This window comes from Haloarcula hispanica ATCC 33960 (genome assembly GCF_000223905.1).
In the GTDB taxonomy this organism is placed as follows: domain Archaea; phylum Halobacteriota; class Halobacteria; order Halobacteriales; family Haloarculaceae; genus Haloarcula; species Haloarcula hispanica.
The window spans coordinates 271,055-287,132 of the sequence record NC_015944.1 but is presented as its reverse complement, the minus strand read 5'-3'; the positions used below and the strand labels follow the sequence as shown (position 1 = coordinate 287,132).

Here is a 16,078-nt window from a genome sequence, read left to right as displayed (position 1 = left end):
CGTATTCCGGTTTGGACTTCCCAGCAACAGCCCTCTGAGCTGGGCTTACGGATCGAACTCGTTCTGCTTGAGCCCTTTCCGGACCGGTTCGTGTTCGGCGTCGGTCGGCGGCGGTGCCGTCACCAGTAACGCCTCCAGCCGACCATCCTCGTCCGCTTTGACACCGCGGTCGGTGTCGGCCTCGACGACAACTACGTCGCCCGGCTCGACCGCCCGCTCCGTGTCTCCATCACGGACGATACCGCTCCCGGACTGGACGTGTATCGCGACGTCGCTCGCGGGCGCGTGCACCGGAATAAACTGGCCGGGTTCGAAGTAGCCACAGACGACTTTCATCCGGTCGCTGCGGAACACTTCGACAGCCGAGAACTGGTCGTCGTCGTATTCCCGGACGGCGTCGAAATCGGTCGCTGTCATCGCGCGTCCTCCTCGTCACTGCGGTCTCGAAGAACTACAGGGCCGAAGTCGCGGCTGGTCGATGCGGACTGGCTCGAACGCCGGCCAGTGCGCACACTCGCTCGCTGTCGGTTTCGGTGCTGTGGGTGCATCGCGAGGAGTTCCGACCGCACGACGGAAAACCTCGGTCCCGAACCGCTTCGTCTGTAGACGCGCCGCTTCGTACTCTGGATGCATATAAACTGTCTCCGAACATCTTCCCGATAAGAACCACGGGCAGTCCGTATAAAGACCCTCCAAATGGTGTCTGTAGGCGCATTGGCGACGACAGTACTGATGGCGATACTGCTCGTCGGTATCGCTGGGATACTCGCACGGATCGAAGACTGGCGGTCGTATACGATTGCGATCGGTGGCGGCCACGGGGCGCACGAACGCACCCACGCGGAGAAGCCGAGCGGGATTCTCCGGTGGCTGACGACGGTCGACCACAAGGATATCGGGATTCTCTACGGCGTGTTCGCCGTCGTCGCGTTCGCGTGGGGCGGTATCGCCGTGGTTCTGATGCGGTTCGAACTGATGTACCCCGCTGAGGACTTCCTCAGTGCCAGTGCCTACAACGGCCTCCTGACGACCCACGGCATCACGATGCTGTTCCTGTTTGGGACGCCAATGCTGGCGGCGTTCTCGAACTACCTGATCCCGCTGCTCATCGGGGCCGACGACATGGCGTTTCCGCGAATCAACGCCATCGCGTTCTGGTTGTTGCCGCCGGCGGCGCTGCTCATCTGGGGTGGCGTCCTCGGCGGGCCGTTCCTCGAAAACATCGAACCGGCACAGACCGCCTGGACGATGTACACGCCGCTGTCGATCGAACAGCAGAACCCCGGCGTGGACCTGATGCTGCTCGGCCTCCACCTCTCGGGCGTCGCGGCGACGATGGGGGCGATCAACTTCATCGCGACTATCTTCACCGAGCGGAGCGAGGACGTGACATGGGCCACCCTCGATATCTTCTCCTGGACTGTCCTGGTGCAGTCCGCACAGATCCTGTTTGCCTTCCCCTTGCTGGGCAGCGCGCTTGTCATGCTCCTGCTCGACCGCAATCTCGGGACGACGTTCTTCACGCTCGACGGCGGCGGCCCGCTGCTGTGGCAGCACCTGTTCTGGTTCTTCGGCCACCCCGAGGTGTACATCCTCGTCCTGCCGCCGATGGGACTCGTGAGCTACATCCTACCCAAGTTCTGTGGGCGGAAGCTGTTCGGATTCAAGTTCGTCGTCTACTCGACGCTGGCGCTCGGAGTTCTCTCCTTTGGCGTCTGGGCGCATCACATGTTCGCGACGGGTATGGACCCTCGACTACGGGCCTCGTTCATGGCGGTCTCTATCGCCATCGCCATCCCGAGCGCGGTGAAGACCTTCAACTGGATGGCGACCATGTGGAACGGCGCGTTGCGGACGACCGCGCCGTTCCTCTTCTGTGTCGGATTCGTCGGGAACTTCATCATCGGCGGCGTCACCGGCGTGTTCGAGGCCGCCATCCCCGTCGACCTCATCTTACACGACACATACCACGTCGTCGCTCACTTCCACTACGTCATCATGGGCGGGATCGCCTTCGCTGTTTTTGCGGGCATTTACTACTGGTTCCCGCTCTACACAGGTCGGTGGTACCAGCGCTCGCTGGCGAAGTGGCACTTCTGGCTGACGCTTGTCGGGACCAACGTCACCTTCTTCCCGATGGTCCTGCTCGGCTACGCCGGAATGCCCCGCCGGTACGCCACGTACGCTCTGACCGCTGGCCCGGTGGACCTGTTTACGCTCCTGCACCAGCTGGCGACGCTGGGTGTCGTCCTGCTGGTCATCGGCCAGCTCATCTTCGTCTGGAACCTCGTAACCTCGTGGCTGGAGGGCCCACTGGTCACGGACGGCGACCCCTGGGACCTGGCGGCGACGGACCAGTTCCCGCGGGAGTTCGCGTGGTTCGAGCGTGAGCGGCTCCCGGCGCTGGCCGACGGCGGCGAAGAACCGACCGGGGATTGATCTCCGAGTTCTTCTGGTTTCCCGTTCGCGGTACCCTTCTTGGTTGTTCTACGGTCACCTCTAGAGTAGTATAGAACCGTTATCACACCCACTTTGAGACGGTCAATACAACTCAAGCAGTAAATGAGCTTGAAAATTGGTCGGACTGGACGACTCAATATGGGCGGGAAATCTACTATATTTACGGGAATATTTTTATTCTTTCCCACACTAAGGCTGAATACGTCATGTCGAAGACGACAGACGAACGAGGACGGATCTACCTCCCGAAGGATGTCCGCGACCGGTTCGGTGACCAGTATCGTATCGTTGAACTCCCGAGCCACGTCGCACTCTTCCCAGTTGACGAGGACCCGCTAGAGGGCCTCCGAGCGGCCGTTGGCGATGCTTTTGCAGAGACAGAGGCCGACAAGCTGAAAACTGAATCGCGGAAGGCGATATCACGAGAGGTTCAAGAGGAAGCGAAAGATCGGACACAGGATGGCGAGGCGTAAGTCGTGTACGTTGAAACTGACTTTCTCACCGCACTGTTGAAGGACGACGACTGGCTTCAGGACGCCGCAGTCCGCGCCCTCGAAGAGCACGATGACATACATACCTCGATACTCGCGTACGCCGAGGTTCTGGTGCTGTTCTACGACCGTGAGGCGGCCGAGTACGAGATCGATGCGCCGCGGGCAATTACCAACCTGCTCGAACTGGTTCCAATCGTGCCGGAAGAGCACGAGGACGCGGTTCTAGCCGCCGCAGCGTTCCTCGACGAGTACGATCTCACCCCATTCGATGCACTCCACGCTGGACTCGTCACAACCGGCGAAGAGCGAGTCCTTTCGACCGAGCAGGACTACGACACTGTCGGCCTCGACCGCACATCGTTGGAACCTGCGCCCTCTGAGTGAAGATGGTAGATACGCAGACCGACTGTGCAGCTTGTTCAGTCTACACTGCCTGAAATCAATAGCCTGTGACGAGTTGTCTGACACCCTGTCTCCGTCTGCTACCCTACTCCGAGATGTCCGGATACGACTGCCGACCGCCCTGTGACTTCCTGGCGACCAGTTGGGCGGTGGCTGCGGTCGTCCCGTCCCTTGTTGCAGTGCGCTCGTCGTAGTGCAACACCGTCAGGCCGAGTCCGGCCCTGAGCAGTTCGTTCGAGGCGAACCGGTACCGCTCCCCGGAGGGGCCGCCGTCCACGTCGTCGGTCGTCCGGAGGTGGTGCTGGATGAACAGACAGCCGCCGTCGGCCAGCGCCTCGATAATGTCGGGGAGGCGGTCGACGGGGCGATAGAAGCTAACCGTAATGACGTCGTACGTCGACGCCGGGTATCCGAACGAGTCGAGGTCCGCCTGTATCCACTCGATATCGTCTTCGACGCCCACTTCGCGTGCGTTCTCGCGGGCAATGTGCAGCCCCGCTCGCGATTGGTCGACCGCATCGACGCGGTACCCGGCCGCTGCGACCGGGAGCGCGTTCCGTCCGGTCCCGGTTGCGACGTCAAGCGCCCGACCCGGTGGAAAGGTCGGCAGGTATCGTTCTAACACCGGATGTGGGTCCGGGCGCTGTGGGTACGTGCCCGCTCGGTATCGCTCGTCCCAGGTCGTCATGGCTCCGTCAACCGCCCGCCGAAACATGAAGCCTGCGGGCTGTGACACAGCTCTTGCGTTGCTTCCCGTTTCCGGACGCGACAATCTCAACTGACTTATCGGTACACCTGTGACCTATCCACAAGCTACTAGCCATGGACAGTCAAACGGGTGTGACCAGACGGCGGCTGCTCATCGCTCTCGGAAGCGGACTCGGTCTGCTCGGGGGCGGCGGTGCCTACGTGTACTGGTCGCTACAAGGCGACTCGGGCGGGTACACTGCGCCGGACTCACAGCCGGTCGTCACTACGCGCGGGCTCCTCGACGCGGCGGAGGGGCCAGCCTTCGAGACTGGTGGCATGTGGTCGTTCGACGACGCGTCGGAGGTGTTCCTGTTCGTCCACGGATTCAGTACCGACGCCGAGAGGGCGCGCGACAATGCCTATACGGCGCAGGTAGCACTCGACGGAACACGGCCCACACCGGTTATCGCGTACAGTTGGGATTCCGATGTCGAGTGGGAGCAGGCGAAGGACAACGCCGAGGCGAACAGTACCCACCTCGCTCAGTGGCTGGTCGAGTGGGCCGAAACCGACGGCCGGCCGGTCCATTTGCTCGCGCACTCACTTGGTGGGCGTGTGACCGGTGAGACCCTCCGGGTGCTTGCCGAGCGAGGGGCGACAGACGCGCTTGCCTCGGTGTCACTGCTCGGTGGTGCCATCCCCTACGATAGCGTGGTGCAGGGTGGCCGATACGGCGACGCCATAGCGGCCGTTGACGCACCGGTGTCGAACTTCTACAGCCACAACGATAAGGTCCTTTCGTGGGTGTACCGGGCATCGGATCGGACCCACGCCGTAGGCCACGCTGGCACTCGTGACGCGGGGCCGCTTCCCGACGGCTACCAGGAGGTGAACGTCACTGACCTCGTTGCCGACCACTACTCGTACTTCGAACCGGGCGAGGGGTGTCTGCCGCGTGTCGTTGCCGGGATCGAGTGACGTAGCTCTATTTTCCTGCTGCTAGTAGAACTAAATATGGCGGAAGTGTTGTTCATCCTATGGAAGCCACTGTCAGACCAACGGCTGTTACACGCTGGAGCGAGACATGAGTCTCTTCACTGCTGTTGTCGTCTTTGTGGTGGGACTGCTCTCCGGTATTGTCATCCGATGGGTCGCTGGACTCGCTGCCGCTCTCGCGCTCGTCTTAGTGCTGTTGGGCGCGACCACTCCGGATATCGGCCTCATCAATTTTGTAATGGAACAGTACTATCACGGCAACGAACTGCTGTTTTTCGCCGGATTGCTGTTCGGGCTGGACGCCGAACACACCAGAGATGCTGTCGAGGGGTGACTCACAATCCTCGAACTCGCTGAGCCTGTTGGACTGGCGTTTCGGGGGAAGTGTCCATCAATGACGAGCGCTTGAGTGCGCTGTCACAGTGTTGCTGGTCCAGATAAACCGTGGTTACGCTTCAGGACAGAAAATATACGAATGGCGGATATCGCTGTCATACGTGAGTGACCCCGCGGGCGTTCTGAGTAGCGTTGCAACTGAGTAAAGGTCGCCGGCCGCTCCCGCTGACCAGTCCAGACGCGAGCGTGAACGTGATGCCTGTGGCGGTTTCGTCGACCGAAAAAAACGGCGTCGAGCGCGGTTCCCTGGGCGTACCAGAGTATGCCGCCGAACACCACCGCAGCGACCGGTACCAGCACACTCACGAGACCGAGTATCACGAGCGGCGGGTATCGAAACGGCTGGGGTGACTGATAGCCCGCCGGCGTTGCAGGGCGCAACGTGTCGGCGGGAGTGTAATCGCTTGTCGGCATACCCGTGATTCAGCCGGAGGACTGAAAAATCAGGATGTCACTTCCGCCCTGTTGTAACTGAGAAGCAACCAGTCACTGCCGGTTGGTTCGACAGCAGGCGGCGAGCATATATTCGCTCTCATACAGCTATATAGAACTCATATAAAGCACCTATACCAGATTCACCGATGTTTCACAAACGACCTTACATAGATGGCTTCACCACCGACGTTTCATCCGGACCTCGGCGCACCACACCAGCGAATCCGCGGTCACAGATGGGAGGAAATCTACGTTGTCGGCGACGTCCACGGGTGTCGTCCGACCCTCGAACGCCTCCTGAACCGGTTAGACCCCACCCCGGACGAACTCGTGGTCTTCGTTGGTGACCTCGTCCGAAAAGGTCCGGACAGCGCTGGTGTCGTCGACATGGTCCGGCATACGCCGAACTTCCTCACCGTCCGTGGCAACAACGAGCAGAAACTCATCGACGGCCGCAAATCGATTCCGTCGTTGACCGACGACGACCTCTCGTGGATGGCGTCGCTTCCGGTGGCAATCTCGTGGGACGATTCGCTGGTCGTCCACGGTGGCGTCGACCACCGCAAGTCAATCGCGGAGCACGAACTGACTGAACTGCTGAACATGCGCTCACTTGTTCCGGACGGAAGCTACGACCGCCCGTACTGGTTCGAAACGCGCCGTGCTGACCCTCGCATCTTCTTCGGTCACACGGTGCTTTCCGAGCCATTCGAGACACCTACTGCGGTTGGTCTAGACACCGGGTGCGTCTACGGCGGGCAGTTGACGGCGTACCAGTGCTCGACGCAGGAGTTCGTCACGGTCGACCCGGAGACGACCCACGAAGCCCGGTCGTCCGATAGCATCGTCGACCCGGAGCGTGCCCCGCCGACATCAACGTAACCCGATGGACCACGATTCAGAACCCGCCATCCCCGCGTACGAGCCAGCGGATGTCGACCTGACCGACTCGTCGCTGTATCTCAACCGTGAATTGAGTGCGCTCGCGTTCCAGCGGCGCGTGCTCCACGAGGCGCTGGACCAACGGAATCCGCTGTTGGAACGGGTCCGGTTCCTCGCTATCGTCACTCGCAATCTCGACGAATTCACGATGAAACGCATCGGCGGCCTCAAACAGCAGATAGAAGCCGACGTGACCGAGACGGCCCCAGACGGTCGAACGCCCGAGGAGCAGTTGGCGGCGGTCCACGAGACCCTGCGGCCGATGCTAGCGACGCAGGCCCGCTGTTACCGCGACGCGATTCGTCCCGCGCTTGCTGCGGAAGGTATCGAGATTCTCGACTACGACGACGCTGCTGCCGCGGAACAGTCTGAACTGCGAACCTACTTTGAGGAGTCTGTGTTGCCGACCCTGACACCGCTTTCGTTCGACCCGGCACATCCGTTCCCGTTTATTTCTAATCGGTCGCTCTCGCTCGCTGTTCTCACCCGGCATCCGAACGCCGAGGACCCGACGTTCACCCGAATCAAGATTCCGCCGAACAGGCCGCGGTTGGTCCAACTCGGGGACGATACTCGATACGTACTGCTTGAGGAGGTCATCCGTGCGAACCTCGATCTGCTGCTGCCGAACGTCGAAATCGTCGACACGGCCCTGTTCCGACTGACCCGCAACGCGGAGGTCCGACGTAATCAGGAGATTGCCGAGGACCTCATTGACATGGTCGAAGACGTCCTCGAACAGCGGCGATTCGCGTCGGTCGTCAGAATGGAACTCTCTCCCGACGCCGACTCCCGTATTCGCTCGACGCTCGCGACACAGCTCGGTCTCGACGAGCGCGAGATATACGACCTCTCGGGTCCGCTGGATTACCGGGATTTTGCGGAGTTGACCGACCTTGACCGACCGGACCTCTCGCTGGACGAGTGGACGCCACAGCCACACCCCCGTCTCAACGGTCACCGACAGCAGTCGTTCGGGAGGCCGGATACGACGGACCCGAGTGTCTTCCGGCGCATTCAGGACGGAGACATCTTGCTGCATCACCCGTACCACGACTTCACGGACACCGTCCAGCGGTTTCTCTCAGCAGCAGCCGAAGACCCGGACGTTCTGGCGGTGAAAGCAGCTATCTACCGGACCGCAAGCGACTCACAGATCATCCAGTCGCTGATAACGGCCGCTGAAAACGGGAAACAGGTGGCGGTGATGGTCGAACTGAAGGCCCGCTTCGACGAGCAGAACAACCTCGAATGGGTTCGCAAACTGGAGGAAAACGGTATCCACGTCGCCTACGGAACGGTGGGGCTGAAGACCCATACGAAGACGGCGCTAGTCGTTCGGGAGGAAGACGACGGCGTCGAACTGTACTCCCACATCGGCACGGGGAACTATCACTCCGAGACGGCGAAGGGATACGTCGACCTCGGACTGTTGACCGCCGACCGTGACATCGGCCGCGACCTGACCAAGGAGTTCAATTTCTTCACCGGGCCGTCGCTGGACGAGGAGTTCCGCGAACTCCTCATCGCACCGGTGACCATGCGCAAGGAGTTCACCCGGTGCATCCGTCGGGAAGCACAGCACGCACAGGCCGGTCGGCCTGCCCGTATTGTCGCAAAAATCAACGGACTCGAAGACCCCGGTATCGTCGCCGAACTGTACCGCGCATCGATGGCAGGCGTCGACATCGACCTCATCGTCCGCGATATCTGTCGCCTCCGACCCGGACTGGAAGACATCAGCGAAAACATCTCGGTGTACTCGCTCGTCGGCCGCTTTCTAGAGCATTCCCGTATCTTCTACTTCGAGAACGGCGCACGGGGCGACCCCGCTACCGAAGACGACTGGGGCGACCCCGAGTACTACATCGGTAGCGCCGACTGGATGACCCGCAACCTCGATTACCGGGTCGAAGCAGTCACACCCGTGACAAGCCCCAAAATCCAGCGCCAACTCCGTTTCACCCTCGACCTCCTCCTCTCGGACAACCGCAAGCTCTGGGAGATGGACAGCGACGGCGAGTACCACCAGCGGTATCCGGACGACGGCGAGCGCGTGATCAGCGCACAGGACATCCTGATGCGAGAAGCGCTAAAAGCCGGTCGCTCTGAGAACCTCATTACAGGTATCCCCGGTGACTATCCGATAGCCGGTGACCTCTGTATCACAGGTGATGGCACTGAACAGCCAACTGAGACAGGTGCCGAGTCGAAACCACTGACTGAATCCGAGGGTGAGTGTACGGTTTCTGATGCCGATACAACTGACGAACCTTTTGAAGTCACGGACGGTGGAAACCCTGACGAAGTTCTGGCCACATACAGCGACCGGTGGTACGTCCCGGACAGCGTCGTGTACAACTACGCTGTTCGAACACCCGATGGAGAGCGGCGCTACCTCAAAACCAAAGCTGGCGTCACTGATCTCCTCGAACGACTGTATAGCGATACGGAATAGCTATTCGGCTATACTATTTCTCAGTTTCTTTTCGGCTCAGTAACTGCGTTGCCCATCAATATGGGACCGCTTCACACAAAATGCGTTTTAATCCTTCACGAGGCCTATGAGCATGGCCTATCGAGTGTCCCGATATAACTATGGACTTACAGGAATTCGTCCGCTCCAACGCCCCCGCAGACGGTGGCGATGGGTTCCAGAAAGAGAACAACAGGCTACTTGACATCCCACTCGATGGGACTGTGATGGTCAAAGCCGGGTCGATGGTCGCGTACACCGGCGAGGTCACGTTCACTGGCAAGTCCTCGGCGGAAGGCGGTATCACGGGCTTCGTCAAGGAGGCCGTGAGCGGCGAAGGGACGCCGGTCATGGAAGCCGAAGGAAGCGGCCACCTCTACGTGGCCGAGAACGGCAAGAAGGTACAGGTGCTGGCCCTCGATGACGGAGAATCGATATCGGTCAACGGCACTGACGTGCTCGCGTTCGAATCAACTATCGACTACGAAATCAACACTGTCGGCAGTCTCTCTGGCATGGCTGCTGGCGGCCTGACGAACGTCTACCTCACCGGCCCCGGCGAAGTCGCGCTGACGACACACGGCGACCCGCTGGTGATGACGCCGCCGGTGTTCACCGACCCGGACGCGACCGTTGCGTGGAGCTCGAATCTCTCGCCGTCTATCGAGATGAACAAGACCTTCGAAATCGGCCAGACCTCTGGGGAATCGATCCAGATGGAGTTTACCGGTGACGACGGCTTTGTCGTCATCCAGCCAAACGAGGAGGAGTCTGTCACGCAGAGTCAGAGCTAATCGCCGCCGAGTTACCGCGTCGAAGACACCGAGCGCTTGCGGAGCCGTCCCCGAACGAACGGCCGGATTGGCGTTATGCCCAGATTGAGTCGCTCGATTTCGACGACGTCGAACGACTGTTCAGCGACGAGCTGCGTCCCCGTCTGTTGGGTGAGGTGGCAACCGCCGGCGAGACGCCTCCAGAGCGGTGCGAGAGCTGACTGTACCCGGGCGCGCCACCCGTCGTCGATGACGTGCTCGAAGAAACGCAGTTCGCCGCCGGGTTTGAGTACGCGGACGATTTCACTTATCGCGGACTCGACCTCTGGAATCGTACAGAAAACCATGGAGGCGATGACGACGTCGAACGTGTCCTCGTCGTACGGGAGAGCTTCCGCCGGTGCCGACTCGATATGAATCGGCGTGGCCTGCGCGTTTGCCTTCTCCTCTGCCTGACGCCGCATATGCGGGTCTGGCTCGATAGCGTGAACCTCCGTCGACGCGTTCGCAACGCTGTTGAAATACGGAAACATCGCGCCGGTTCCAGCGCCGAGGTCCAGCACTGTGCCATCCAGATTCGCCACCAGGTACTCACGATGTGGCCGTAAGAGCGTCCGCTCAACGAGTGCCGTAGCCGGATCGTAGATAGCTGCAAACAGCGGCGACGCGGGCTTCTGACTGGCGTTCGGTTCTGCGGGCATAGCAGCAGTAACGGCGGCTCCCCTGAAAGCATTGGTTCACTCGAAGGGTGTCACACGCGCTCGCACCCTGCTGTCAGTCTCCGTCAGCCGACATCTCGACGCCCGCTTCGTCGATATCGACCTTGGCTTCGGTGAGGTTGCTGTCTCGCCACGTCCCGCGTCGATACCAGCCGTAGGCGATGAGCGCCCCTGCGACGTTCGAGACGGCGAACGACAGCCAGATGCCGGTCTCGCCGAGCGGCACAGCGGCGAACCACGCAATCGGGAAGCGGATGATTCCGAGCATCAGCACGGAGATGGCCGCGGCGGTGAGCGTCTTCCCGGCACCGCGGAAGCTCCCGGTGTAGGCCCGCATGATACCGATGAAGCCGAAGGACAACGCAACGTAACGGAGGAACTGCGTCGTGATTTCGACGACTTCGGGGTCCGTCGTGAACAGGTCGGCTATCGGTGCGGCGGTGAACCAGACGAGGACCCCAGCAAGGGTGAGCACGCCGAAAAGCACCGTCGCCGCGAGGCCGGCCGCTTTCGCTGCCCGATCCGGTTTGTCGGCCCCCATGTTCTGGCCGGTCATCGTCTCGACGCCGCGAGCGACCGCGATAGCCGGCAGGAAGACGACCGAGAACACGCGCGTTCCGATGCCGTAGGCGGCGACGACCGTGTCCGGGAACATCGCGACGATGACCAACAGCAGGTTCATCGACAGCGCACGCCCCGTCCCCTCGACGGAGGCGGGTAGGCCAATGCGAACGAGACGGCGGAGATACGAGAGGTCCGGTGCCATATCGCGGAGGTGAATCTGGACGCCGCGGTTCCCCCGGAACATGATCGCCAGCCCGACGACCAGCGCCAGCGCCCGGGAAAAGACGGTCGCGATGGCGGCCCCTTCGATGCCGAGTTCGGGGAACGAGACAGTTCCCACGAGCGGCGCGTTCTCGACGACTGTCCAGCCAAATATCAGGAACGGGTCGATGATGATGTTGAGCACAACTGAGCCGAACATGACGAGCATCGGCGTTATCGTGTCGCCGTAGCCCCGCATGAGCGCGACGAAGACGAAGAAGCCGAACATGAACAGCAGGCCGAGTGAGATGACCTCCATGTAACTAGTCGCCATGGGGAGGACGTCTTCGGACGCGCCCATCAGGCTCAGAAACGTATCGACGCCGAGATAGCCCGCGATGCCGAGAACGAACGAGACGATGACGGCGAACGTGACCGTCTGTGAGGCGGCGTACTCGGCGTCGCGCTCCTCGCCTGCGCCGGTAAACTGCGCGACGAGGACGCTGCCGGCGACGGATATCCCCATCCCGAGCGAGATGAGGAGGAACACCATCGGGAACGCGAAGCTGATTGCAGCCAGCGCGTCCGTGCTGTACTGGCCGAGCCAGAACGTGTCCGCGAGGTTGTACGCGGTCTGGAAGAGATTCGTGATGACGATCGGCATCGAGAGGAAAAACAGCGGCTTCCCGATGCCACCCGACGTGAGGTCGAACTCCTCGGGCCCCTTGAACAGCGCACTAACGCGACTTCGAATCCCCATCAGCGGGTCGCCTCCGCTGGCGTGTCCGTCAGGAGATGGGTCTCAGCGTATCGCGTAATCGTCTCTTTGAATCTGTCTATCGAACGGTCTGTGGCGACGTGTCGGGTATGGGCACCTGTAATCGCCGTCACGAGAAACTCCGCTGCGACGGCCGGCTCGACCCTGCTATCGAACTCCCCGGTTTCGACGCCGGCCGCGATGATTTCCCGCAGCCGGTCGAAGAGCACGGCATCGAACCTGGCCAGCTGTGTCCGGAAGGCGTCGTTGTACGGGGCCTGTGCCTTTATTTCGAGTATTGCCGTTCTGAACTCCTGACCGGGCGTCTGTCGCCCATCAGTGAGAACGGTGTCCAACAGCGAATCGAGTTCTTCCCGCGGTGTACTCCCGTCGACGCCCGTTATTTTTGCAGTGTATCGTTCGTACAAGAAGTCCAGAAACTCGGTAAAGAGGTTCTCTTTGCTGTCGTAGTAGTAGTGAATAGACGCTTTGCTCCGGTCTGCCTCGGCAGCGATGTCTTTGACCGTGAGCGCGGCGTACCCGTGCTGGCAGAGGGCGCGGTACGTCGCGTCGAGAATTTCGGTAGCTGTATCGTCATCCATGGCGGCTGTGACGGAACTTACTAACTAGTTAGTCAAAAACGCTTTGAAATCCACAAAGTGATCGATTGGCATTGATTACGTCTATTCTGGCGGATAAAAACTTACTAACTAATAATTTATGTACTCAATGTTATGCGGGTCACAACGGTTATCCAACCGTAGGTGAAACCGTTACTCAATGGCTGGACCATCGGACCGCACCTTCTCGGACCAGACCGAGGAGATAATGCAGGCGACCTACCGGGCGCTGCGCGAGCACGGGTACGCCGATCTCACGATAAAACGGATCGCGGACGAGTACGGCAAATCGACGGCTGCAGTGCATTACTACTACGACACGAAAGACGACCTTCTTGCGGCCTTTCTCGATTATCTGCTGGAGCGGTTCGTCGATTCGATTCACGACGTCGAGACGACGGACCCCGAAGCCAGACTGGAAATCTTGCTCGATGAACTGCTCGTCAAACCCCAGGAAAACCCCGATCTCTCGGTCGCCCTGTTAGAGATGCGGAGTCAAGCACCGTACAAGGAGGCGTTCAGCGACCGGTTCCGACAGAACGACGAGTACATTCGGTACATGCTCAAGGCGGTCATCAATCACGGGATCGACGAGGGTGTGTTCAGCGACGTCGACGCGGATCACGTTACCCGTTCGCTGCTGACGATCATCGACGGTGCCCGGACCCGCGCCGTGATGCTGGATGACACCGAGGAACTCGAAACAGCCCGACAGACGGCGAGTGAGTACGCCGACGCGATGTTACGGTAACCAGCCACCTTGTACCGCCACCGCTCAGCCACCGTGTGTCTGCATCACAGAGTCCTGACGACACCGGCTATCGTTACCTTGAAGCCTCGGTTCCACAGACGTCACAGCCTATCGACCAGAGGGCGATTAGCGCGATAACGGCCGGCACATGCGCGAGGACTAGCAACGGAACGACGAGTCGACCGAGGCCGAGGGAACTGCCCAGGGTGCGGACACCAGTTCCGAATATCGGGAGCGAGAGCAACGCTCCGAGTGTTATCACGCCTCGTATGGACAGCGACTGTTCGTCGATGACGTGACGGAGATGCCGAATATGGTCACGTATCACGAACACTGCACCTCCTCTGTGACGGCTGAGGGCGGGTTCTGGGCTGTGTCTGTCCTCCATTTTTAGGCTTACCTAAACACATTCAGGCCCGACTGCGACCAGGTACACGAAAATGCTTTGCACGAACGTGTTCGACACCTCGGAATGATTAGTTGACAAATCCTGGGTGGAGATGAGCAGGACTCTAAAGGCTGCCAATCGGCCTTTTGACCGTCAGACTTGGCCCGCAAGCCGTGATTCGACCTGCGGGAACAGGACGTTGTTCTCCTTGTGGACGTGCATATGTGTGTCCTGTTCCAGTGTTTCGAGTCGTTCGAGCAGGCTCTGATAGCTCGGACAGGCGTCGTCCGGAACCGCGTACCCGTCGCTCAGCTCTGCGATCCGTTCGAGGTGCTCGGCCGTCGCTTCGTGGTCCGATTCGAGGTCCGCGAGCGCCTCGTCCAGACGCGCTCTTTCCTTGCCTGTGAGTTCGTCTCCGCTGTCGAGCTTCTCGATGACGGGGAACACGTCCTGTTCCTCCTCTGTCGTGTGCTGACGCATCTCCTCGGCCAGTTCGAGGACTTCCCGCTCGATGTCCGCCAGCTCTGGATGCTCTTCCGCGTGGACGCTCCGAACTTTCTCAGCGAGTTGTTCCAGGGCTGGCAGCTCCTCGCGGAGGTACTGATGGTGGCTGTCGACGACGTGTTCGATGAGGGCAGTCATCGATTCCCATTCGTCCCCGCGCTCCTCCCTTTTTCGACGCGCCTCGTCCAGTTGCTCCCGGACGGCATCGAGATCGAGGTCCGCTTCGGTACAGGCTGTCCGGAGCATCTGGTCACCGCCACAGCAGAAATCGAGCCCGACTGCTTCGAAGACGCGAGCGAACGCCGGGTTCTCTCTGACGAGTGCGCCGAGCGGTCGGTCCGGATCGATTGGTTCAGTCATTGGTAGCTGTTACTTGCGTTCGTTGTAGGGAGCGCTCTGTTCCCCTGTTCTCGGCGTTTGGGCCCGTAGTCCATGGTCAGAACGGGACCTCCGTCTCTTCGTCGGCTGACTCGTCGACGGTCGTCTCGGCCTTTCCGATCAGGACTCTGAACTCACCGGGGTCCTGCTGGCGGTAGGTCCAGCGGAACTCCGGGCCCGCCTCGGCCTCGAACTGGTGGTACAGCGGCTTGGGGTCGTGGTCGTTCACCAGCACGAATCCGCTCCCGGTGTCCAGTTCGGCGTACGCCTCGAAGATCTGCTCGTGTCGCTGTGCCGGCGGGAGATCTCTGACATCGAGTTCGTCGGTAATCTCGACTGACTCGTCGTCAGATGGGGCTTCCGACCCGTCATCTGCAGCGGTATCCGATTCACCGGACTCTCCTGTCCTCTCAGTTTTCGTGATCTGGACGCGGCAGCGGCCGGGCTCAGATTCGACGACCTCCCAGGCGAACGCGTCGCCGTACCGCTGTCTGAACTCCCGTTGCAGGGGCCGCGGCTCGTGTGGGGCGATGAGTTCCATCGTCCCGCCCTCGGGTATCATTCCGTATCGGTGATGGATCGTCGGATGCCGCTCCTGTTTGGGGATTTCGCGGACGTCGTACCGCGTAACGATGTCTTCACCGGTGGCCTCGGAATCGCCGGTCTTGACGATCTCGACCTGCCATTCGCCGCCGCCCTGACTCGTGTAGTCCCACTCGATTACGTCCCCATGCATCGATTTGAGCTCGTGATACAGCGGCTTGGGGTTGTGGTCGTTGACGAGGACGAACCCGTCACCCGCCGCCAGACCGTCGAAGATATCCAGAAGCGCCTCGTGTCGTCGTTGTGGCTTCAGGTCACGGACGTCGATTGTGGGGTGCGACTCGTCCCCGAGCGGTTCGCCGACGGTCACCTGCAGCTCTCGCGGCTCTACGTCGGGATGTGCGTATTCCCACTCCAGCGACCGGTCCTGTTCCAGCTGGTAGCGCACCAGTTGGGGGTCGATATCCCTGTCGGCCACGACTTCGATGGTATCACCGACCTCGGCTCCCGACAGTACGTCGAAGAGCTGTTCACGGCGTTGTCTTTCCGACTGGTCTCGCAACTGAATCTCTCTTGGCATCTCTATACT

The 16,078-nt window shown here is 60.6% G+C and carries 17 protein-coding genes; 9 read left to right on the top strand and 8 right to left on the bottom strand.

Translation table 11 applies throughout. The features are described 5' to 3' along the window. Positions 1-45: 45 nt before the first annotated feature. On the bottom strand, positions 46-417 hold the full coding sequence (locus HAH_RS18570; protein ID WP_014031243.1) for a cupin domain-containing protein: 372 nt from the start codon (positions 415-417) through the stop codon (positions 46-48). Between the two features lie 315 nt (positions 418-732). Between HAH_RS18570 and HAH_RS18565 the strand changes: the two genes are divergently transcribed. From HAH_RS18565 to HAH_RS18555, 3 genes are all read left to right on the top strand, one after another. Continuing rightward, complete coding sequence (locus tag HAH_RS18565; RefSeq protein WP_174878676.1) at positions 733-2,439, top strand: cbb3-type cytochrome c oxidase subunit I; 1,707 nt, start codon at positions 733-735, stop codon at positions 2,437-2,439. Positions 2,440-2,666: 227 nt separating this feature from the next. Next, the gene (locus HAH_RS18560) at positions 2,667-2,933 is read left to right on the top strand and encodes a hypothetical protein (protein WP_014031241.1); all 267 of its coding nucleotides are present in this window, start codon (positions 2,667-2,669) and stop codon (positions 2,931-2,933) included. Positions 2,934-2,936: 3 nt separating this feature from the next. Further along, positions 2,937-3,338 carry a PIN domain-containing protein gene (locus HAH_RS18555; RefSeq protein ID WP_008312181.1) on the top strand — a complete coding sequence of 134 codons (402 nt, stop codon included), beginning with the start codon at positions 2,937-2,939 and terminating at the stop codon, positions 3,336-3,338. 103 nt (positions 3,339-3,441) lie between these two features. On the opposite strand, the gene HAH_RS18550 is transcribed toward HAH_RS18555, so the two are convergent. Then, positions 3,442-4,044 (bottom strand): class I SAM-dependent methyltransferase, encoded by a 603-nt coding sequence (locus HAH_RS18550; protein ID WP_014031240.1) that lies wholly within the window; start codon positions 4,042-4,044, stop codon positions 3,442-3,444. Between the two features lie 134 nt (positions 4,045-4,178). Here HAH_RS18550 and HAH_RS18545 point away from each other — a divergent pair, with 134 nt between their 5' ends. The 5 genes from HAH_RS18545 (at position 4,179) to HAH_RS18525 (ending at position 10,085) form a co-directional block, all read left to right on the top strand. Next, entirely contained in the window at positions 4,179-5,024 is an 846-nt protein-coding gene (locus tag HAH_RS18545) for a DUF726 domain-containing protein (RefSeq protein WP_014031239.1), read from the top strand. 106 nt (positions 5,025-5,130) lie between these two features. Further along, positions 5,131-5,376: a hypothetical protein gene (locus HAH_RS18540; protein WP_014031238.1), complete on the top strand. Its 246-nt coding sequence runs from the start codon at positions 5,131-5,133 to the stop codon at positions 5,374-5,376. A 668-nt stretch (positions 5,377-6,044) separates the two neighbouring features. Continuing rightward, a complete protein-coding gene (locus HAH_RS18535; RefSeq protein ID WP_014031236.1) occupies positions 6,045-6,755 on the top strand; it encodes a metallophosphoesterase family protein in 711 nt (236 codons plus the stop codon). 4 nt (positions 6,756-6,759) lie between these two features. Beyond that, the gene (gene ppk1 / locus HAH_RS18530; protein WP_014031235.1) at positions 6,760-9,273 is read left to right on the top strand and encodes a polyphosphate kinase 1; all 2,514 of its coding nucleotides are present in this window, start codon (positions 6,760-6,762) and stop codon (positions 9,271-9,273) included. A gap of 140 nt (positions 9,274-9,413) precedes the next feature. After that, positions 9,414-10,085: an AIM24 family protein gene (locus tag HAH_RS18525; RefSeq protein ID WP_014031234.1), complete on the top strand. Its 672-nt coding sequence runs from the start codon at positions 9,414-9,416 to the stop codon at positions 10,083-10,085. An 11-nt stretch (positions 10,086-10,096) separates the two neighbouring features. On the opposite strand, the gene HAH_RS18520 is transcribed toward HAH_RS18525, so the two are convergent. The 3 genes from HAH_RS18520 to HAH_RS18510 all read right to left on the bottom strand — a co-directional run bounded on the left by HAH_RS18520 (position 10,097) and on the right by HAH_RS18510 (position 12,907). Beyond that, the gene (locus HAH_RS18520; RefSeq protein WP_014031233.1) at positions 10,097-10,765 is read right to left on the bottom strand and encodes a class I SAM-dependent methyltransferase; all 669 of its coding nucleotides are present in this window, start codon (positions 10,763-10,765) and stop codon (positions 10,097-10,099) included. 73 nt (positions 10,766-10,838) lie between these two features. Then, positions 10,839-12,308, bottom strand: coding sequence for an MATE family efflux transporter (locus HAH_RS18515; RefSeq protein WP_014031232.1), 1,470 nt, complete (start codon positions 12,306-12,308; stop codon positions 10,839-10,841). After that, on the bottom strand, positions 12,308-12,907 hold the full coding sequence (locus tag HAH_RS18510) for a TetR/AcrR family transcriptional regulator (protein WP_014031231.1): 600 nt from the start codon (positions 12,905-12,907) through the stop codon (positions 12,308-12,310). The genes HAH_RS18515 and HAH_RS18510 overlap by 1 nt, the downstream gene beginning before the upstream one ends. Positions 12,908-13,085: 178 nt before the next feature. Between HAH_RS18510 and HAH_RS18505 the strand changes: the two genes are divergently transcribed. Beyond that, positions 13,086-13,676 (top strand): TetR/AcrR family transcriptional regulator, encoded by a 591-nt coding sequence (locus HAH_RS18505; protein ID WP_008312200.1) that lies wholly within the window; start codon positions 13,086-13,088, stop codon positions 13,674-13,676. A 73-nt stretch (positions 13,677-13,749) separates the two neighbouring features. Here the strand turns inward: HAH_RS18505 and HAH_RS19410 are convergent, their stop codons facing one another. The 3 genes from HAH_RS19410 to HAH_RS18495 form a co-directional block, all read right to left on the bottom strand. Continuing rightward, positions 13,750-14,004 (bottom strand): hypothetical protein, encoded by a 255-nt coding sequence (locus tag HAH_RS19410; protein WP_225306823.1) that lies wholly within the window; start codon positions 14,002-14,004, stop codon positions 13,750-13,752. 213 nt (positions 14,005-14,217) lie between these two features. Continuing rightward, positions 14,218-14,928, bottom strand: coding sequence for an iron-sulfur cluster repair di-iron protein (gene ric, locus HAH_RS18500; protein ID WP_014031229.1), 711 nt, complete (start codon positions 14,926-14,928; stop codon positions 14,218-14,220). Between the two features lie 76 nt (positions 14,929-15,004). Beyond that, complete coding sequence (locus tag HAH_RS18495) at positions 15,005-16,069, bottom strand: DUF2249 domain-containing protein (protein WP_014031228.1); 1,065 nt, start codon at positions 16,067-16,069, stop codon at positions 15,005-15,007. Positions 16,070-16,078 lie beyond the last annotated feature (9 nt).